The sequence below is a fragment of the Burkholderia sp. BCC0405 genome (assembly GCF_902833075.1).
GTDB lineage: Bacteria > Pseudomonadota > Gammaproteobacteria > Burkholderiales > Burkholderiaceae > Burkholderia.
Window position 1 is genome coordinate 201715 of the sequence record NZ_CADFEO010000004.1, and the last position, 19938, is coordinate 221652.

17 protein-coding genes and 1 other RNA gene are annotated in these 19938 nt (G+C 65.7%); 10 read left to right on the plus strand and 8 right to left on the minus strand.

From position 1 onward, the window contains the following. Positions 1-4: 4 nt before the first annotated feature. The 4 genes from HWX36_RS08240 to HWX36_RS08255 are packed head-to-tail and all read right to left on the minus strand — an operon-like array spanning position 5 to position 5307. Complete coding sequence (locus tag HWX36_RS08240; RefSeq protein ID WP_175951653.1) at positions 5-256, minus strand: formate dehydrogenase subunit delta; 252 nt, start codon at positions 254-256, stop codon at positions 5-7. A gap of 7 nt (positions 257-263) precedes the next feature. After that, a complete protein-coding gene (gene fdhF, locus HWX36_RS08245) occupies positions 264-3215 on the minus strand; it encodes a formate dehydrogenase subunit alpha (RefSeq protein ID WP_175951654.1) in 2952 nt (983 codons plus the stop codon). 17 nt (positions 3216-3232) lie between these two features. Beyond that, a complete protein-coding gene (locus HWX36_RS08250; RefSeq protein ID WP_175951655.1) occupies positions 3233-4810 on the minus strand; it encodes a formate dehydrogenase beta subunit in 1578 nt (525 codons plus the stop codon). Then, entirely contained in the window at positions 4807-5307 is a 501-nt protein-coding gene (locus tag HWX36_RS08255; RefSeq protein WP_175951656.1) for an NAD(P)H-dependent oxidoreductase subunit E, read from the minus strand. The genes HWX36_RS08250 and HWX36_RS08255 overlap by 4 nt, the downstream gene beginning before the upstream one ends. Positions 5308-5438: 131 nt before the next feature. On the opposite strand from HWX36_RS08255, the gene HWX36_RS08260 reads away from it, so the two are divergent. The 3 genes from HWX36_RS08260 to HWX36_RS08270 all read left to right on the plus strand — a co-directional run bounded on the left by HWX36_RS08260 (position 5439) and on the right by HWX36_RS08270 (position 7649). Then, entirely contained in the window at positions 5439-6545 is a 1107-nt protein-coding gene (locus HWX36_RS08260; protein ID WP_175951657.1) for a substrate-binding domain-containing protein, read from the plus strand. 101 nt (positions 6546-6646) lie between these two features. Further along, entirely contained in the window at positions 6647-6916 is a 270-nt protein-coding gene (locus HWX36_RS08265) for a hypothetical protein (protein WP_175951829.1), read from the plus strand. 385 nt (positions 6917-7301) lie between these two features. Then, on the plus strand, positions 7302-7649 hold the full coding sequence (locus HWX36_RS08270; protein ID WP_175951658.1) for a DUF4148 domain-containing protein: 348 nt from the start codon (positions 7302-7304) through the stop codon (positions 7647-7649). A 275-nt stretch (positions 7650-7924) separates the two neighbouring features. Here the strand turns inward: HWX36_RS08270 and ssrA are convergent. The 4 genes from ssrA to ompA all read right to left on the minus strand — a co-directional run bounded on the left by ssrA (position 7925) and on the right by ompA (position 10563). After that, positions 7925-8294, minus strand: a transfer-messenger RNA (tmRNA) gene (ssrA, locus tag HWX36_RS08275). Positions 8295-8311: 17 nt separating this feature from the next. After that, positions 8312-9028 carry a phosphoglycolate phosphatase gene (gene gph / locus HWX36_RS08280; RefSeq protein ID WP_175951659.1) on the minus strand — a complete coding sequence of 239 codons (717 nt, stop codon included), beginning with the start codon at positions 9026-9028 and terminating at the stop codon, positions 8312-8314. 13 nt (positions 9029-9041) lie between these two features. Continuing rightward, on the minus strand, positions 9042-9740 hold the full coding sequence (ubiG, locus tag HWX36_RS08285) for a bifunctional 2-polyprenyl-6-hydroxyphenol methylase/3-demethylubiquinol 3-O-methyltransferase UbiG (RefSeq protein ID WP_175951660.1): 699 nt from the start codon (positions 9738-9740) through the stop codon (positions 9042-9044). A gap of 154 nt (positions 9741-9894) precedes the next feature. After that, complete coding sequence (gene ompA / locus HWX36_RS08290; protein ID WP_175951661.1) at positions 9895-10563, minus strand: outer membrane protein OmpA; 669 nt, start codon at positions 10561-10563, stop codon at positions 9895-9897. 541 nt (positions 10564-11104) lie between these two features. Here ompA and gyrA point away from each other — a divergent pair. The 7 genes from gyrA (at position 11105) to cmk (ending at position 19873) form a co-directional block, all read left to right on the plus strand. Continuing rightward, entirely contained in the window at positions 11105-13708 is a 2604-nt protein-coding gene (gyrA, locus tag HWX36_RS08295) for a DNA gyrase subunit A (protein ID WP_175951662.1), read from the plus strand. Positions 13709-13791: 83 nt separating this feature from the next. Further along, on the plus strand, positions 13792-14391 hold the full coding sequence (locus HWX36_RS08300; RefSeq protein ID WP_021157463.1) for a DUF2059 domain-containing protein: 600 nt from the start codon (positions 13792-13794) through the stop codon (positions 14389-14391). 156 nt (positions 14392-14547) lie between these two features. Continuing rightward, entirely contained in the window at positions 14548-15630 is a 1083-nt protein-coding gene (serC, locus tag HWX36_RS08305; protein ID WP_175951663.1) for a 3-phosphoserine/phosphohydroxythreonine transaminase, read from the plus strand. 33 nt (positions 15631-15663) lie between these two features. Continuing rightward, positions 15664-16746 (plus strand): prephenate dehydratase, encoded by a 1083-nt coding sequence (pheA, locus tag HWX36_RS08310; protein ID WP_175951664.1) that lies wholly within the window; start codon positions 15664-15666, stop codon positions 16744-16746. Positions 16747-16928: 182 nt separating this feature from the next. Then, complete coding sequence (locus HWX36_RS08315) at positions 16929-17855, plus strand: prephenate dehydrogenase/arogenate dehydrogenase family protein (RefSeq protein WP_175951665.1); 927 nt, start codon at positions 16929-16931, stop codon at positions 17853-17855. Positions 17856-17868: 13 nt separating this feature from the next. Next, positions 17869-19173, plus strand: a complete 1305-nt coding sequence (gene aroA, locus HWX36_RS08320) for a 3-phosphoshikimate 1-carboxyvinyltransferase (RefSeq protein ID WP_175951666.1) — start codon at positions 17869-17871, stop codon at positions 19171-19173. Positions 19174-19186: 13 nt separating this feature from the next. Further along, the gene (gene cmk, locus HWX36_RS08325) at positions 19187-19873 is read left to right on the plus strand and encodes a (d)CMP kinase (protein WP_175951667.1); all 687 of its coding nucleotides are present in this window, start codon (positions 19187-19189) and stop codon (positions 19871-19873) included. Positions 19874-19938: the final 65 nt, after the last annotated feature.

A 19938-nucleotide genomic window follows, 5' to 3' on the forward strand; every position in this document is an offset into this window, starting at 1 on the left:
GCGGTCAGGCGCTCGCCGCGGCGGGCACGAGTGACGCGCGATGCGCGGCGATCGCGTCGCGCACGATTGGCGCCGCGCGCTGCGCGGCTTCGCACGACGGATCGTCGAGCGCCGCGAGAAGCGCGCGGCGCATCCGCGGCTCCCAGAAGCGCCGGATATGGTCGGCGATCCCGGCCAGCGCTTCGTCGCGGTCGGGCATCGATTCGAAGAATGCGCCGATCTGGTTGGCCATGTCGATCAGGTGTCCGATGTCCATCGCTTCCTCACTTGCCTGCCGTCACGCTGGCGGTCGCGGCTGCGCGGCGCTCGAGCAGGTCGAGCTGCTCAGCGTTGAAGCGCGCATACGCTTGCTGCCAGTCGGACGGCTGCGCGACGGGCAGCACCTGCACGGCCGTCACCTTGTACTCGGGGCAGTTCGTCGCCCAGTCCGAGCTGTCCGTCGTGATCACGTTCGCGCCCGATTCGGGGAAGTGGAACGTCGTGTACACGACACCCGGCTGCATGCGTTCGGTCACGAGCGCGCGCAGCACCGTCTGCCCCGCCCGCGATTCGATGCCCACCCAGTCGCCGCTGCGGATGCCGCGATCCTGGGCGTCGTGCGGATGAATCTCGAGGCGATCCTCTTCGTGCCACTGCACGTTCTCGGTGCGGCGGGTCTGCGCGCCGACGTTGTACTGCGACAGGATGCGGCCCGTCGTCAGGATCAGCGGATAGCGTTGCGTGACCTTCTCCGGCGATGCAATGAACTGCGTGATCACGAACTTGCCCTTGCCGCGCACGAATGCGTCGATATGCATCGTCGGCGTGCCTTCCGGCGCGTGCTCGTTGCACGGCCACTGAATACTGCCGAGCGTGTCGAGCTTCGCATACGACACACCCGAGAAGGTCGGCGTGAGCCGTGCGATCTCGTCCATGATTTCCGATGGATGCGCATAGTCCATCTCGTAGCCGAGCGCGCGCGACAGCATCAGCGTGACTTCCCAGTCCGCGTAGCCCGCGAGCGGCGGCATCACCTTGCGCACGCGCGAGATGCGGCGCTCCGCATTCGTGAACGTGCCGTCCTTTTCGAGGAACGACGAGCCGGGCAGCAGCACGTGCGCGTATTTCGCGGTCTCGTTCAGGAAGATGTCCTGCACGACGATGCATTCCATTGCCGACAGCGCGGCCGCGACGTGCTGCGTATTCGGGTCCGACTGGACGATGTCCTCGCCCTGGCAGTAAAGCCCCTTGAAGCTGCCGTCGAGCGCTGCATCGAACATGTTCGGGATGCGCAGCCCCGGTTCCGGTTGCAGCTTCGCCGACCACGCTGCCTCGAACTGCGTACGCACGACCTCGTCGCTGATGTGCCGGTAGCCGGGCAACTCGTGCGGGAACGAGCCCATGTCGCACGAGCCCTGCACGTTGTTCTGGCCGCGCAGCGGATTGACGCCGACGCCTTCGCGGCCGATGTTGCCGGTCGCCATCGCGAGGTTGGCAATGCCCATCACCGTCGTCGAGCCCTGCGCGTGCTCGGTCACGCCCAGCCCGTAGTAGATCGCGGCATTACCGCCCGTCGCATAGAGGCGCGCGGCTTCGCGTACCAACTCGGCGGGCACGCCCGTCACGTCGGCGGTCGCCTCGGGCGAGTTGTCGGCACGCGAGACGAAGTCGCGCCATTGCTCGAACGCGCGCGTCTCGCAGCGCTCGGCGACGAACGCGTCGGCGACGAGCCCTTCGGTGACGATCACGTGCGCGAGCGCATTGACGATTGCGACGTTGGTGCCGGGGCGCAGTTGCAGGTGGTAGGTGGCCTTCACGTGCGGGCCGTCGACGACATCGATGCGGCGCGGGTCGATCACGATCAGCTTTGCGCCTTCACGCACGCGCCGCTTCAGCCGCGAGCCGAACACCGGGTGGCCGTCGGTCGGGTTCGCGCCCATCACGACGATCACGTCGGCCTGGCCGACCGATGCGAACGTCTGCGTGCCGGCGGATTCCCCGAGTGTCGTCTTGAGGCCATAGCCTGTCGGCGAGTGGCACACGCGTGCGCAGGTGTCGACGTTGTTGTTGCCGAACGCGGCGCGCACCAGCTTCTGCACGAGGTAGGTTTCCTCGTTCGTGCAGCGCGACGACGTGATGCCGCCGATCGAGTCGCGGCCGTACTTCTGCTGCAGCTTGCGGAATTGCGTCGCCGCGTAGGCGAGGGCTTCGTCCCAGCTGACTTCGCGCCACGGGTCGGTGATCTTCTCACGGATCATCGGCTTCGTGATGCGGTCCTTGTGCGTGGCATAGCCCCACGCGAAGCGTCCCTTCACGCACGCGTGGCCCTCGTTCGCGAGGCCGTTCTTGTGCGGCGTCATGCGCACGACCTGCGTGCCCTTCATCTCTGCCTTGAACGAGCAGCCGACGCCGCAGTATGCGCAGGTCGTGACGACCGAGTGTTCGGCCTGCCCGAGCTGCACGACGGATTTTTCCTGCAGCGTGGCGGTCGGGCAGGCGGCGACGCATGCGCCGCACGACACGCATTCCGACGCCATGAACGATTCGCTTTCGCCTGCGGCGACGCGCGATTCGAAGCCGCGTGCGGCGATCGTCAGCGCGAACGTGCCCTGCGTTTCCTCGCAGGCGCGTACACAGCGGTTGCAGACGATGCACTTCGACGGGGCGTACGTGAAGTACGGATTCGATTCGTCCTTTTTGTCGCGCAGATGATTCGCGCCGTCGAAGCCGTAACGCACTTCGCGCAGCCCGACGACGCCTGCCATGTCCTGCAGCTCGCAGTCACCGTTGGCGGGGCAGGTGAGGCAATCGAGCGGATGGTCGGAGATGTACAGCTCCATCACGTTGCGACGCAGCGACTGCAGCCGGTCCGACTGCGTGCGCACCTTCATGCCCGCTTCGGCAGGTGTCGTGCACGACGCCGGATAGCCGCGCCGGCCTTCGATCTCGACGAGGCACAGCCGGCACGAGCCGAACGGTTCGAGCGAATCGGTCGCGCAGAGCTTCGGGACGTTGACGCCGGCTTCGATCGCCGCACGCATCACCGACGTGCCGGCCGGCACCGTGACCGCCTGGCCGTCGATTTCGAGCGTGACGTCGGTATCGGCATGCCGCTGGGGCGTGCCGTAGTCGGTATCTTCGAACGGGTCGCGGGTGCGCGCCTGTGCGGCGCTCTTGCACGCGCATTGGCCCGAGCCGCAGCCGCCTTGGCGGACGTTGTTCGTGTCGAGGGACATGCAGGGCTCCTTCTGGGTCAGGCCGCAGCCTTGACCGGACCCGACGCGGCATTCTTGCCGGCAGCGAGCCCGAAATCTTCGGGGAAATGGTCGAGCGCGGACAGCACCGGGTAGGGTGTCATGCCGCCCATTGCGCACAGCGAACCGGCCAGCATGGTGTCGCACAGGTCGCGCAGCAGCGTGACCTGCCGCTCCGACGTGTCGCCGTGACGGATGCGCGCGATCGTCTCGACGCCGCGCGTCGAACCGATTCGGCACGGCGTGCACTTGCCGCACGATTCGATCGCGCAGAACTTCATCGCGTATTCGGCCAGCTCGGCGAGGTTCGATGTGTCGTCGTGGAGCACGATGCCGCCGTGGCCGACCACCGCGCCGATCGCCGTATACGCTTCGTAGTCGAGCGGCACGTCCCACTGATGGTCGGGCAGGTAGGTGCCGAGCGGGCCGCCCACCTGCGCGGCGCGTGCGGGCCGGCCGCTGGCCGTGCCGCCGCCGAAGTCGAACAGCAGCTCGCGCAGCGTGACGCCGAACGCGAGCTCGACGAGGCCGCCGTAGCGGATGTTGCCTGCGAGCTGAAACGGCAGCGTGCCGCGCGAGCGGCCCATCCCGTAGTCGCGATAGAACGCGGCGCCGCGCGCGAAGATCACGGGCGCCGTTGCGAGCGTGATCACGTTGTTGATGACGGTCGGCTGCCCGTACAGGCCGGCGAGCGCGGGCAGCGGCGGTTTCGCACGGACGACGCCGCGCTTGCCTTCGAGCGATTCGAGCAGCGCCGTTTCCTCGCCGCACACGTACGAGCCCGCGCCTTTCGCGACGTGCAGCTCGAACGCATGCGCGGAGCCGAGCACGTGCTCGCCGAGCCAGCCGGCTTCGCGTGCGCGGACGATCGCGGCTTCGAGCGTGGCGATCGCGTGCGGGTATTCGCTGCGCACGTAGATGTAGCCGACCGTCGCGCCGGTCGCGATACCCGCGATGATCATTCCTTCGATCAGGCAATACGGATCGCATTCCATGATCAAGCGGTCGGAGAAGGTGCCCGAATCGCCTTCGTCTGCATTGCAGACGATGTATTTCTGCGCGGCGCTTGCTTGCCGGACCGTGCGCCACTTGATACCGGCCGGGAACGCTGCACCACCACGGCCGCGCAGCCCTGATTCGATCAGCGTTTCGCACGCCGCGTCGCCGTCGAGCGCGAGCGCGTTTTTCAGGCCGGCGAGGCCTTGGTATTGCAGGTAGTCGTCGATCGACAGCGGGTCGGTCAGGCCGATGCGTGCGAACGTGAGGCGTTGCTGGCGCGCGAGATAGGGCAGTGCGTCGACGAGGCCGACGCCGCTCGGATGCGTGCCGCCTTCGAGCCAGTTTGCGTCGAACAGGGCCGGCACGTCGGCGGCCGACAGGTTCGCATAGCCGACACGGCCGGCGGCCGTGCCGACCTCGACGAGCGGCTCGAGCCACAGCAGCCCGCGCGAACCGTTGCGGACCAGTTCGACGGCGACGCCGCGGCGTTCGGCTTCCGCTGTAATGGCAGCGGCGAGCGCGTCGGCGCCGAGTGCCAGCGCGGACGAATCGCGCGGGACGTAGATGCGGGTCGTCATGCGGCCTCCGGGGTATGGGCGACCGCGTCGGCAAGCAGCGCGTCGAATTTCTCCGGCGTGACCTTGGCATGCAGCACGCCGTTGACCGTCAGCGACGGCGACTGCGCACACAGTCCGAGGCAATAGACCGATTCGAGCGCGACGTCACCCGGTGCATGCGCATCGGCGGCATTGCCGTGCGCCGCGTCGAACCGGCAACCCGTACGGGCTTCCGCATGCGCGGCCAGCGCTTCGCAGCCCATGCTGCGGCACGCTTCGGCGCGGCACATCTGGATCGTCACGCGCGCGGGCGGCGCGGTGCGGAAGTGGTGGTAGTAAGTCAGGACGCCGTGCACTTCCGCACGCGACAGGTTGAGTGCGCGGGCGAGCGGCGCGACGCAGCCTGGCGGTACGTAACCCGTGTCGTCCTGGATCGCGTGCAGGATCGCCACGAGCGACCGGCCGGCGCGTGCATGGCGCTCGACGAGCGCGTCGGGCGCTTGGGAATTCGGGGACATCAGCTGTGCTCCTCCAAAGTCTCATATGCGCTCGATATTCATATAGTGCGCATCGCGACTTCGTTCTGATTGATTTTGATCAACGATAAGCGGAAGATTTGGCGGTCGCAATAGGAAATCGGAGTGCATAATTGATTCGAATCGAATGCGACGCGTATCTGACCGTACGCGACACGGAGGGTCGTGCGGCCAGCCTGTCGGATGTCGCGCCGTTGCTCGAACTCGTGGCCGACACGGGCAGCATTGCGAAGGCCGCGCAAGCGAAAGGCCTGTCCTACCGGCACGCGTGGGGCATGCTGCGCGCGCTGGAGGCGTGCATCGGCGGGGAACTGATCGAAACCGCGCGTGGCAAGGGCTCGACGCTGTCGGCGCTCGGGCAGGCGGTCGTCGATGCGCAGCGCCTCGCGCGCAGCCGGCTCGACGGGAACCTGCGCACGCTGGCGGCCGAAGTGGCGAGTGACCTGAACCGGCGGCTTGCTCAGCGCGACGGCGCCGTGCGCATCCACGCGTCGCACGGCTACGCGGTCGCGACGCTCGTATCCGCGCTCGTCGATGCGCAGGCGGCTGTCGACATCAAGTATCGAGAGAGCGTCGAGGCCGTGCAGGCGCTGGCCCGCGGCGAGTGCGACCTGGCCGGCTTCCATCTGCCGAGCGGCGCGTTTCGCGCGCAGTGCGCACAGATCTACCGGCCGTGGCTCGACGATACGCGCCACGTGCTGATCCACCTGACACGGCGCCAGCAGGGGCTGTTCGTGGCGCGCGGCAACCCGAAGCAGGTTCGCGGGCTCGCGGATCTCGCGCGCAATGACATCCGCTTCGTCAACCGCCAGCCGGGGTCGGGCACGCGCATGCTGCTGGATCTTGCGCTGCGCGCGATCGGCATCGATCCCGAGCGCATCGACGGCTACGCGTCGGCCGAGCTCACGCATTCAGCGATCGCGGCGTTCGTCGCCAGCGGAATGGCCGATCTCGGCTTCGGCGTCGAGCCGGCCGCCCACCATTTCGGGCTCGATTTCATCCCGGTCGTCGACGAAGACTATTACTTCGCATGCGAACGCGCGCGACTCGACGCGCGGCCGCTTGCCGGCGTACTGGCGCTGCTGCGCGACGCGCGCTTCGTCGAGCGCGTCGCGCATCTCGACGGCTACGATCCGGCCGCGTGCGGAACGCTGACGAGCATCGCGACGGGGCTGGCCGGCGGCGACGGCGCGAGCGTGCCGGCGGGCAATTCCCGGTAACGCGGGCGCGATCGCGCCTCGGTGCAGCAGCGAGGGATTTGCGCTACGCTTGCCGCTTGACCAACGTTCCAACAAGCACGCCGTTCAAGCGTCATCCCGCCATGAAATTTTCCGTTCCCCTCGCCGCGGCAGCGTTGACCGCGGGGCTGCTGATCGCTGTTTCGCCGTTTGCGCTCGCGCAGAATTCCCCCGGTGTGCCCGGCGGTATCCTGAGCGAACAGTTTCGCCTGAACGAGCATCCGCAGATGCCGTTCGCGGCGTCAACGCCGTCGCAGAAATACCAGAGCGGCAAGAAGTCGGCCTTGCGCCGCAAGGGCGACATGGGCGATCCGAACGGCTGCAACCTGAAGTGTCCGATGGATACTCAGTAACGCGGCTGGCGGGCGCGTCCGCACGATAGTCGTGCGGCACCAGTTCGACTGGCGTGCATTGCGCCTGCCCGCGCATCGGCCTGGCTCACTGGCTACTGCCGGAATCCCGTGCGATCCCGATTCTGTCCGAGCCCCGCGAAGCGTTGCCGCTTCGCGGGGCTTTTGCTTTCCGTCGAATCTTCATGCGATTTGACGCCGGGCGATGCCCGCGCATGCACATCGCCGACCTGACAGGTGATTTAGATTTAGGGTTAACCCTTAAATCAGGAAGGATGTCTTCCAGAAACCTGCCTTATTCTTAAGCATCTGCCTACATAAACTTCGGGTTGTCGGCGATGAACAAGGTGTTCACCGCGAACACAGACAAATCTGGAGGTAGGTCATCATGAAGTCGCTCGTTCAAGCCGTTGTCATTGCTGCCGCTCTCGTTGCCCCGGTCGTGTCGTTTGCTCAGTCGGGCTCGACGATCACCCGCGCGCAGGTTCGTGCCGAACTGGTCCAACTGCAGCAGGCAGGTTACAACTCCGCTCGCGGTGAAGATCCGCATTATCCGGAAGCGATCCAGGCTGCAACGGCGCGTGTTGCAGAGCAACAGCGCAGCGCGCTGGCGCAAGGCGCCGACGCCAGCGGTTACGGTGCACAGGCGCAGGGCGTATCGGCATCGGGTTCGCGCGCAATGGGCGTGCGTCCGGCCACCGCTGAGGAAATGAAGTCGCTCTATCGCGGCAGCTAAACCGCGCATCGCCCGGTGTGCGTGAATGCCGGGTGCGACGACGCGTCGCGCCCGGCACTGCAGTGCCCGGGCGGGCCACTGCCTGGTGCGATCGACGATTGCGTGGGCGGGGCAGGACATCCGCCACCTCCTGTCGCCGGAAGTCCGGCGGCATTCCGTCGGTCCCATCCGTGGCTGGGCGCTTTTTCGGAAGGAGAGGGGCGCATGCGTTCCGCCGGCAACAAAAAACCCCGCAGACTTGCGTCATGCGGGGTTCGTGCGGCGAGCGCGGAATATGGTGGAGGCGGCGGGAATCGAACCCGCGTCCAGAAGCGCTCTACGACTAGTTCTACATGTTTAGTTCAGTCATTTGATTTAACCGCAGCGACGCGGACGAACACGCTGCACTACGGCGATTCGCTAGGTTTTCGACCCTGGCGTCGCGACGCCGACAGGGCTTAACTGACGTAAATGACCTCTGGCGGTATTGCTACCGGTCTTGCGACACTAGCCCGTCAGTGAACTAGGCAGAGGACGGCGGCCCTTAGGCTGCCAGTGCGAACGTATCGTCGTTTGCAGTTACGATTTTCCCATTGATTAACGAGGTGACGGGTCCTCGACATGCCCTAGCCGCTTCACAACCCCTGTCGAAACCAGGTCGCCCCCGCGGATAAGATCAATCATTATAGCCCAACATCGCGCAGCAGTTCGCGCAGTTGCTGCGTTGTGTCGACGAGATGCTGCGCTTGCCAGTCGGCCGGCGCGGCGCCGTCGCCGCAATAGCCGTACGCAGCCGCGACCGTCGCCATGCCGGCGGCGCTGCCGGCTTGAATATCGCGCAGATCGTCGCCGACGTAGACGATGCGCGCAGGCGCGAGCGTCAACTGGTCGGCCGCATGCAGCAGCGGGGCCGGGTGCGGCTTCGGATGCGGTGTCGTGTCGCCCCCGACGACGCAGGCGGCGCGCGGCGCGAGGCCGAGCAGGTCGACGAGCGGCGCCGTGAGCCGCATTGCCTTGTTCGTGACGATGCCCCAGCGCACGCCGCGCGTGTCGAGTTCGTCGAGCACGTCGCCAATGCCGGGGAACAGCGTTGTATGCACGCACAGATCCGTCGCGTAGTTGGCCAGGAACTCGTCGCGCATCGCTTCATAACCGGGCGTGGCCGGATCGATGCCGAACGCGCCGCCGAGCAGGCCACGCGCGCCGGCCGAGGCCAGCGGCCGCAGCACGTCAAGCGGTGTTTCGGGCAGGTCGCGCACGCGTTGCATCTTGTTGACGGCAGCCGCGAGATCGGGGGCCGTGTCGGCGAGCGTGCCGTCCAGATCGAACAGCACGGCATCGCAGTGCAGCAGGCGCGGTTCGTCGAGTGCAGCCCGAGCGGTCGAGAGGGGAGTCGTCATGCCGGTTGGAAGGTCACGCGCCACGACGGCACGCGACGAGGTAGTTGATGTCGGTGTCGTTCGACAGCGCGAAGCGCTTGCCGATCGGGTGATACGTTATGCCCTTGATCTCCACGATGTGCAGATCCGTTGCCCGCACGAAGCCGGCCAGTTCCGACGGGCGGATGAAGCGCGCGTAGTCGTGCGTGCCCTTCGGCAGCATTTGCGCGATGTACTCCGCGCCGATCACGGCGAACAGGTAAGCCTTCAGGTTGCGGTTCAGCGTCGAGAAGAACACCCAGCCGCCCGGCTTCACGAGTGTTGCACACGCGGCGACGACATCGCCGGGCGACGGCACGTGCTCGAGCATTTCCATGCACGTGACGACATCGTAGGTGCCCGGTTCGCGCGCGGCGATCGCCTCGGCGGCGATGGCCTCGTAATCGACCGAGATGCCGCTTTCGAGGCTGTGCAGGTCGGCGACGCCGAGTGCCTCGGTCGACAGGTCGATGCCTTTCACCTGTGCACCGATTCCGGCCATCGATTCGGACAGGATGCCGCCGCCGCAGCCGATGTCGAGCGCGCGCTTGCCGGCGAGGTGCGCGTGGGCATCGATCCAGCCGAGCCGGACCGGGTTCAGGTCGTGCAGCGGCTTGAATTCGGCATTCGGATCCCACCACCGATGGGCGAGGTCGCTGAATTTCTGAAGTTCGTGCGGATCGGCGTTGGTCATGTCGGCAAACGGGCTACGGGAGGAGGGCGGTGCTGCGGTTCGTCAGCCCCGAGTATATAAGAAGCGGACGAGCGGCGAAGCGGCGAGCGCCTGGACGGGCATCAAAGAAAAAGCCCCGCCGGAGCGGGGCTTTGAAGCAGTCGAAAACCGCGGCTTAGTTTGCCGGAACGGTCGTCTTCTGGACTTCTTGCGTACCAACCACTTCGACTTCCACGCGGCGATCCGGTGCGAGGCAGGCGATGAGTTGCTTGCGGTTCTTCTGGTTGCAGCCAGTCGTAACCGGGTTGCGCTTGCCCTTGCCTTCCGTGTAGATCTTGTTGGCCGGCACACCCTTGCTGACCAGGTACGACTTCACGGCTTGCGCACGGCGCAGCGACAGACGGTCGTTGTACTTGTCCGAACCGATGCGGTCCGTGTAGCCCGTTGCGACGACCACTTCCGTGTTCATGCCTTCGATCTTCGCAGCCAGTTCGTCCAGCTTTTGCTTGCCCAGCGGCTTGAGCGTTGCCTTGTCGAAGTCGAACAGAGCGTCAGCTTGATACGTGATCTTCTGGCTCGAGATGACCGGAGCGACCGGAGCGACCGGCGGTTGCGGTGCTGTAGCGACCAGTGCGCCATCGCACTTCGCATTGGCGGTGGCCGGCGTCCAGAACGCATCGCGCCAGCAGAGCTCGTTCGTACCGTTCATCCACACCCATTCGCCCGTGCCGTTCACCCAGTTGTCATTGACGGCTTGACGCGACGCCGGCACCGACTGTGCCGAAGCGGATGCAGCCATAACTGCGGTAGCTGCAATGAACGCGAGCTTTGAAAGTTTATTCATATTTCTCCTCTCGAAATTGAGATTACCGCAGGTTTACTGCGAGCCTGTTGACGGTGACAAGTCATACATTGCTCGAAGTATAACATTGGTGCGGCACAAAAACGCGGCACCGCTCTGTGTAGACTTCGAGCAGCGTCTAACTTTCAGTGCGTTGGCATTTTGCCATATCGTTCCCTTCCTACGAAAAAAAATCCTCCCCACCCTAAGATCGCCTCAACGTTTGTGGTGCATGCGCAACACCGACCTGCCGTAACTTTCAGAGATTGTCAAGAGTGTGGTGGCGAAATTGCGCTGGTGACTGCATTTGTTTACTCGCGTGCGAGCAACAAGTGCGAGGCGATCGCCGGTGGCGCCGAGTCGGGTGCAATTGCGGTGGGCAAGTTCCGGCCAGTTCGCCGCGGCTGCGATTTTCGCTATTTATATATAGAGGGGGAGGCGAATTGGCGGCTGATGGGCGCATGTTAGAATCTCGCGTTGCGTTGCGCATGCAGCGCCCACGCGAAAGGCGTTCGCCGTCTTCGCTCCGAAACGATACGGATACATGGATCAATTCGCCAAAGAGACCCTGCCCACCTCCCTCGAGGAGGAAATGCGCCGTTCGTATCTCGATTACGCGATGAGCGTGATCGTCGGACGTGCCCTCCCGGATGTCCGCGATGGCCTGAAGCCCGTGCATCGGCGCGTGTTGTTCGCGATGCACGAACTGAACAACGACTGGAACCGCGCGTACAAGAAGTCGGCGCGTATCGTCGGTGACGTGATCGGTAAGTACCACCCTCACGGCGACACCGCGGTCTACGACACGATCGTGCGGATGGCGCAGGATTTCTCGCTGCGCTACATGCTGATCGACGGGCAAGGCAACTTCGGCTCGATCGACGGCGACAATGCCGCGGCGATGCGTTACACCGAAATTCGCATGGCGAAGATCGGTCACGAGCTGCTCGCCGACATCGACAAGGAAACGGTCGATTTCGAGCCGAACTACGACGGCAATGAAACGCAGCCGTCGGTCCTGCCGTCGCGCATCCCGAACCTGCTGATCAACGGCTCGTCGGGTATTGCGGTCGGCATGGCGACCAACATCCCGCCGCACAACCTGAACGAAGTCGTCGACGCGTGCCAGCACCTGCTGGGCAACCCGGAAGCGACGATCGACGAGCTGATCGAGATCATCCCGGCGCCGGATTTCCCGACGGCCGGCATCATCTACGGCGTCGCCGGCGTGCGCGACGGCTACCGCACCGGGCGCGGGCGCGTCGTGATGCGTGCGGCCACGCACTTCGAGGAGATCGACCGCGGCCAGCGGATGGCGATCATCGTCGACGAGCTGCCGTACCAGGTGAACAAGCGTTCGCTGCTCGAGCGGATCGCCGAGCTTGTCAACGAGAAGAAGCTCGAAGGCATTTCCGACATCCGCGACGAGTCCGACAAGAGCGGCATGCGTGTCGTGATCGAGCTCAAGCGCGGTGAAGTGCCGGAAGTGGTGCTGAACAACCTGTACAAGGCGACGCAGCTCCAGGATACGTTCGGCATGAACATGGTCGCGCTCGTCGACGGCCAGCCGAAGCTGCTGAACCTGAAGGAAATCCTGCAGTGCTTCCTGTCGCATCGGCGCGAAGTGCTGACGCGCCGCACGATCTACGAACTGCGCAAGGCCCGCGAACGTGGCCACGTGCTCGAAGGTCTCGCGGTCGCGCTTGCGAACATCGACGAGTTCATCGCGATCATCAAGGCTGCGCCGACGCCGCCGATCGCGAAAGCGGAGTTGATGGCGAAGCCGTGGGATTCGTCGCTCGTGCGCGAGATGCTCACGCGCGCCGAGAGCGAGAACGCGGCGGTCGGCGGCCGCTCCGCGTACCGCCCGGAAGGTCTGAATCCGGCGTTCGGCATGCAGGGCGACGGCCTGTACCGCCTGTCCGACACGCAGGCCCAGGAAATCCTGCAGATGCGTCTGCAGCGCCTGACCGGCCTCGAGCAGGACAAGATCATCGGCGAGTACCGCGAAGTGATGGCGCAGATCGCCGACCTGCTGGACATCCTCGCGCGCCCCGAGCGGATCACGACGATGATCGGCGAGGAACTGACCACGGTGAAGGCCGAGTTCGGCGACGCGCGCCGCTCGAAGATCGAACTGAACGCGACCGAGCTGAACACCGAAGATCTGATCACGCCACAGGACATGGTCGTCACGATGTCGCATGCGGGCTACGTGAAGTCGCAGCCGCTGTCCGAGTACCGCGCGCAGAAGCGCGGCGGTCGCGGCAAGCAGGCGACGCAGATGAAGGAAGACGACTGGATCGAGACGCTGTTCATCGCGAACACCCACGATTACATCCTGTGCTTCTCGAACCGCGGCCGCGTGTACTGGGTCAAGGTCTATGAAGTGCCGCAGGGCTCGCGCAACTCGCGCGGCCGCCCGATCGTCAACATGTTCCCGCTGCAGGAGGGCGAGAAGATCAACGTCGTGCTGCCGGTCAAGGAATTCTCGGCCGACAAGTTCATCTTCATGGCGACGTCGCTCGGCACCGTGAAGAAGACGCCGCTCGAAGCATTCAGCCGTCCGATGAAGAAGGGCATCATCGCGGTCGGCCTCGACGACGGCGATTTCCTGATCGGTGCGTCGATCACAGACGGCGCGCACGACGTGATGCTGTTCTCCGACGCCGGCAAGGCCGTGCGCTTCGACGAGAACGACGTGCGTCCGATGGGGCGCGAGGCGCGCGGTGTGCGCGGCATGCAGCTCGACGACGGGCAGCAGGTCATCGCGATGCTGGTCGCGGGCAGCGAGGAGCAGACCGTGCTCACCGCGACCGAGAACGGCTACGGCAAGCGCACGCCGATCACCGAGTACACGCGCCACGGCCGTGGTACGAAGGGTATGATCGCGATCCAGACGTCCGAGCGCAACGGCAAGGTCGTGGCCGCGACGCTCGTCGACGCCGAGGATCAGATCATGCTGATTACGACGGCCGGCGTGTTGATTCGCACCCGCGTCTCCGAGATTCGCGAGATGGGGCGTGCCACGCAAGGTGTTACACTCATCAGTCTCGATGAGGGTACCAAGCTCTCTGGCCTGCAGCAGATCGCGGAGGCCGAAGAGGGCGATGGCGAGGCCGACGAGGCGTCGGACGGCGAAGCCTGAAGAACGGATGAGACTCTGGCCGCCGCGGGCGTGAAGCGCCGCGGCCGGCGAGCAACCATTCATATTTCCAAAAGGGAGTGATGATGCAAAAGCAATTCAAGCAACTGGTCCTGCTGGCTGCACTGGTGCCGACGTTCGCGATGGCGCAAGCGCTGTCGAATTCCGCACCGGCACCCGCCGCGGCAGCTGCGCCGATCGACGCCGACAAGAAGGCAGCGATCAAGGATCTGCTCGACGCGATCGATGCGCCGAAGCTCGTGTCGGCAATCGGCAACAGCGCCGAAATGCAGGCCAAGCAGCTCGTGCCGGCGATCCTGTCGGACGCACTGTCGGAAAACAAGACGCTGAACGACAAGCAGAAGCAGGCTGCCGTTCCGACGCTGCAGAAGAACGCAGTGCCGAAGCTGGTTGACGGCGCAGGCAAGGTGTTCGGTACGCAACAGTTCCAGAACGACGCGATGTCGGCTCAGTACGACGCATACGCGAAGTACTACAGCACGTCGGAGATCAAGGATCTGACGACGTTCTACAAGAGCCCGACGGGCCGCAAGTTCATCCAGGTTCAGGATCAGGTCGGTCGCGACGTGGTCAACGGCCTGATGCAGAAGTACATGCCGCAAGCTATCCAGGCAACGCGCACGCAGGCTGACAAGGAAGTCGCAGCAGTCAAGCCGGGCAAGTAAAGCCGTCCAGGCACGCCCCCCGGCCGTTCGGCCGGGTTTGGCGGGAGCCTGGCGACAGTGCGATAATGGCCGTTTGCGCGCGAGCGCAAGCGGCCATTTCTTTTCTGGCGCGTTCTGCCGGCGGCGAGCCGGTCGCGTCCCTCCGAGGTTTTCACGATGCGCGTCTTTAATTTCTCCGCCGGCCCTGCGGCGATGCCCGAGGAAGTGCTGCGGCAAGCTGCCGACGAAATGCTCGACTGGCACGGCAGCGGCATGAGCGTGATGGAGATGAGCCATCGCGGCAAGGAATTCATGTCGATCCACGAGGCCGCGCTGACCGACCTGCGTGACCTGCTCGGCGTGCCGGCCAGTCACCGGATCCTGTTCCTGCAGGGGGGCGGTATCGCGGAAAACGCGATCGTGCCGATGAACCTGCTCGGGTCGCGCAAGACGGCCGACTTCGTCGTCACGGGCTCGTGGTCGCAGAAGTCGTTCAGCGAAGCCAGGAAATACGGCACGCCGCATCTCGCCGCGACCGGCAAGACCGAAGACGGCTTCACGCGTGCGCCCGCGCGCGCCGAATGGCAGCTGTCGGACGATCCGGCGTACGTGCATCTGTGCACCAACGAGACGATCGACGGCGTCGAGACGTTCGAGATTCCCGATCTCGGTGACGTGCCGCTGGTCGCGGACGTCTCGTCGCACATCCTGTCGCGTCCGATGGACGTCGCGAAGTACGGCGTGCTGTTCGGCGGCGCGCAGAAGAACATCGGGATGGCCGGCGTGACGCTCGTGATCGTGCGCGAGGATCTGCTCGACCGCGCGTTGTCGATCTGCCCGTCCGCGTTCGAATGGAAGACCATCGCCGCGAACAACTCGCTGTACAACACGCCGCCCACCTACGCGATCTACATCGCGGGCCTGGTATTCCAGTGGCTGAAGCGGCAGGGTGGCCTCGAAGCGATCGAGGCCCGCAATATCGAAAAAGCGAAGCTGCTCTACGACACGATCGATGCGAGCAGCTTCTACCTGAACAAGGTCGAGCCGGCAGCGCGTTCGCGGATGAACGTGCCGTTTTTCCTGGCCGACGAAACGCGCAACGAAGACTTCCTTGCCGGCGCAAAGGCGCGCGGGCTGCTGCAGCTGAAGGGCCACAAGTCCGTCGGCGGCATGCGGGCGTCGATCTACAACGCGGTGCCGCTCGAGGGCGTGAAAGCGCTCGTCGAGTACATGAAGGACTTCGAGCAGCGCGGCGCCTGACGGCGGCGCTGTTCAAACAGCACGGCAAAACGCATGGACGACGAACTGAATTCCCGCCTGAAACCGCTGCGCGATCGCATCGATGCGATCGACGCGCAGCTGATCGCGCTCCTGAACCAGCGCGCCGCGGTGGCGCTGGAGGTGGGCGAGGTCAAGAAGCATTTCAACGCGCCGGTGTTCCGGCCGGAGCGCGAGCTGCAGGTGATCGCGCGGCTGCAGGACATGAGCGCGGGGCCGCTCGCGAGCGAACATATCAGTGCCATCTGGCGCGAGATCATGGCCGCGAGCCGTGCACTCGAGCAGACGATCCACGTCGCGTTCCTTGGGCCGGTCGGCACGTACAGCGAGCAGGCGATGTTCGAGTACTTTGGCCAGTCGATCGAAGGGCTGCCGTGCCCGTCGATCGACGAGGTGTTCCGCTCGGTCGAGGCCGGCGCATCCGCTTTCGGCATTGCGCCGGTCGAGAACTCGACCGAAGGCGCCGTGTCGCGAACGCTCGACCTGCTGCTGCAGACACAACTGCTGATCAGCGGCGAGCTCGCGCTCCCGATCCATCACAACCTGCTGACGCAGAGCGGCACGCTCGACGGCGTGAAACGCGTCTGTGCACATGCGCAGGCGCTCGCGCAATGCCAGCAGTGGCTCGCGGCGAATGCACCACAGCTCGAGCGGCAGGCGGTAGCGAGCAACGCGGAGGCCGCGCGTCTCGCGGCGGCCGATCCGACCGTCGCGGCGATCGCGGGCGACCGCGCGGCCGCGCATTACGGCTTGCAGATCGCGTTCTCGCTGATCCAGGACGATCCGCACAACCGCACGCGTTTCGTGATCATCGGCAAGCAGCCGGCGGGGCAAAGCGGTCATGACCAGACGTCGCTGATCGTGTCGGTGAAGAACGAGCCGGGCGCCGTATTCAAGCTGCTCGAGCCGCTCGCACGGCACGGCGTGTCGATGACGCGCTTCGAGTCGCGCCCGGCGCGCGTCGGCACATGGGAGTACTACTTCTACATCGACATCGAAGGGCATCGGGACGATGCGGCAGTTGCGGCCGCGCTCGCGGAACTCGGCCAGAAGGCCGCGTTCCTGAAGATACTCGGTTCGTATCCGCGCGCACGCTGATGCGCCGCGGCCCGTCGCTTGTTCGCGCAGGCGTTGGGGGCGGGCAGGGCAGGCCGGTCGGCGCTGCCGAAGGCGGGTTCGGGCGGCATCCGGCGCAGGTTGTGCCGGATGCGGGCCTGTTGCCCGGAATCTGGAATTCCGCGTGGCGGGCGTCGTCCCGCGCGCGTAACTTGGCTCTTGTCGTGTCAGGCTTTGCATTCAACAAACTGGTCATCTTCGGCGTCGGCCTGATCGGCGGATCGCTGGCCCGCGCACTGCGCGAGCGCGCGCCAGGCGGCGCGGGCGAGGTTGTCGGCGTGGGCCGTTCACGTCCTTCGGTCGAGCGTGCGCTTGCGCTCGGCGTGATCGACCGGGCGGCGGCGCTCGACGACGACGTGCAACTGCGTGACGCGCTCGCAGGCGCCGATCTCGTGCTGCTGGCGGCGCCCGTCGCGCAGACGGGGCCGTTGCTCGCGCGCATCGCGCCGTGGCTTGAAGCGGCGACGATCGTCACCGATGCGGGCAGCACCAAGTCCGACGTCGTCGCGGCCGCGCGCGAAGCGCTCGGCGCGCGGATCGCGCAGTTCGTGCCGGGGCATCCGATCGCCGGTCGTGAGTCGAGCGGCGTCGAGGCCGCGTTGCCGGATCTGTACGTCGGCCGCAACGTCGTGCTGTGCCCGCTGCCGGAGAATGCAATCGAATCGGTCGCGCGGATCGACGCGATGTGGCGCGCGACCGGCGCTGACGTGCGCACGATGAGCACGGAGCAGCACGATCGCGTGTTTGCGTCGATCAGCCATCTGCCGCACGTGTTGTCGTTCGCGCTCGTCGAACAGATCCTCGGCGAGGCCGATGCGGAACTGAAATTCTCGTACGCGGCGGGCGGCTTCCGCGATTTCACGCGCATCGCGGCGTCGAGCCCGGAGATGTGGCGCGACGTGTGCGTCGCGAACCGCGCGGCGCTGCTCGACGAACTCGATGGCTATACGCGCGTGCTCGCGCGGCTGCGCGCGGCGATCGACGCCGGTGACGGCGCGGCGCTCGAAGCGGTGTTCACGCGCTCGCGCGCGGCGCGCAAGGCATGGCAGGAGCGCGGTGGTGCGCCCGCTGCCGAACCGGTCAAGAAATAACAGGACGATTCCCATGGACTATCTCGATCTCGGCCCATACTCCAGCGCATCGGGCACCGTGCGCCTGCCCGGCTCGAAGAGCATTTCGAACCGCGTGCTGCTGCTCGCGGCGCTTGCCGAAGGCGAAACGACGATCACCAACCTGCTCGACTCCGACGACACGCGCGTGATGCTCGACGCACTTGGCAAGCTCGGGGTGAGGCTCGCGCGCGATGGCGACACCTGTGTCGTCACGGGCACGCGCGGTGCGTTCACCGCGAAGACGGCCGACCTGTTCCTCGGCAACGCGGGCACGGCCGTGCGGCCGCTGACCGCCGCGCTCGCGGTGAACGGCGGCGACTATCGCGTGCACGGCGTGCCGCGCATGCACGAGCGGCCGATCGGCGATCTTGTCGACGGCCTGCGGCAGATCGGCGCGCAGATCGACTACGAGCTGAACGAAGGCTACCCGCCGCTGCGAATCAAGCCCGCGAACATTTCCGTCGACGCGCCGATCCGCGTGCGTGGCGACGTGTCGAGCCAGTTCCTCACGGCGCTGCTGATGACGCTGCCGCTCGTGAAGGCGAAGGACGGCAAGGTCGTCGTCGAGGTCGACGGCGAGCTGATCTCGAAGCCGTACATCGACATCACGATCCGGCTGATGGAGCGCTTCGGCGTGGCCGTCGAGCGCGACGGCTGGCAGCGCTTCGTCGTGCCGGCCGGCGTCCGCTACCGCTCGCCGGGGCGGATCATGGTCGAGGGCGATGCGTCGTCCGCATCGTACTTCCTCGCGGCCGGCGCACTTGGCGGCGGCCCGCTGCGCGTCGAAGGCGTGGGGCGGGCGAGCATCCAGGGTGACGTCGGTTTCGCGAACGCGCTGATGCAGATGGGCGCGAACGTGACGATGGGCGACGACTGGATCGACGTGCGCGGTATCGGCCACGACCACGGCAAGCTCGAGCCGATCGACATGGACTTCAACCTGATCCCCGATGCGGCGATGACCATTGCAGTCGCGGCGTTGTTCGCGAACGGCACGAGCACGCTGCGCAACATCGCGAGCTGGCGCGTGAAGGAAACCGACCGCATCGCCGCGATGGCGACCGAGCTGCGCAAGGTCGGCGCGATCGTCGAGGAAGGCCCTGACTACCTCGTCGTCACGCCGCCGGAAAAGCTCACGCCGAACGCGGCGATCGACACGTACGACGATCACCGGATGGCGATGTGCTTCTCGCTCGTCAGCCTGGGCGGCGTGCCCGTGCGGATCAACGATCCGAAGTGCGTCGGCAAGACGTTCCCCGACTATTTCGACCGCTTCGCCGCGCTCGCCAAAGCCTGACCCATTTGTTCCGATGAAATCGACCCGACCCTTTCACCCGACTCCCGTCATCACGATCGACGGCCCGACTGCTTCCGGCAAGGGCACCGTCGCCGCGCTCGTCGCCGCGCACCTTGGCTTCCACCTGCTCGACAGCGGCGCGCTGTACCGGCTCGCCGCGCTCGCGAGCGTGCGCTACGGCATTGACGCGGAGGACATCGACGCGCTGGTGAAACTGATCGACGATCTCCACATCACGTTCCGCGAAGGCTGCGCGCAGCTCGACGGTGTCGATGTGTCGAACGACATCCGTGCCGAAGCGGTCGGCAACCGCGCATCGGCGATTGCCGTGCACGGGCCCGTGCGCACCGCGCTCGTCGCGCGCCAGCGCGCGTTCCGCAAGACGCCAGGCCTCGTCGCGGACGGGCGCGACATGGGCACCGTGATCTTCCCGGACGCCGTGCTGAAGGTGTTCCTGACGGCCAGCGCCGAGGCGCGCGCGACCAGACGGCATAAGCAATTGATGCAAAAAGGTTTTTCTGCTAATATAGATGACTTGCTCCGGGATCTTCGTGATCGTGACGCGCGCGACAGCAATCGCGCGGCCGCACCGCTGAAGCCCGCGGCAGATGCCAAGCTGCTCGATACGTCGGCACTTTCGGTCGACGAAGCAGTCGGCCAGGTGCTGCAGTGGTATCGGGCGCTCGGCCAGCCCGCCTGAGAAGGCGAGCAGCGGTAGGTGCCCCGCGTCGCAAGCGCGGAGCGTGTTTCGAACCCTTAACCCCG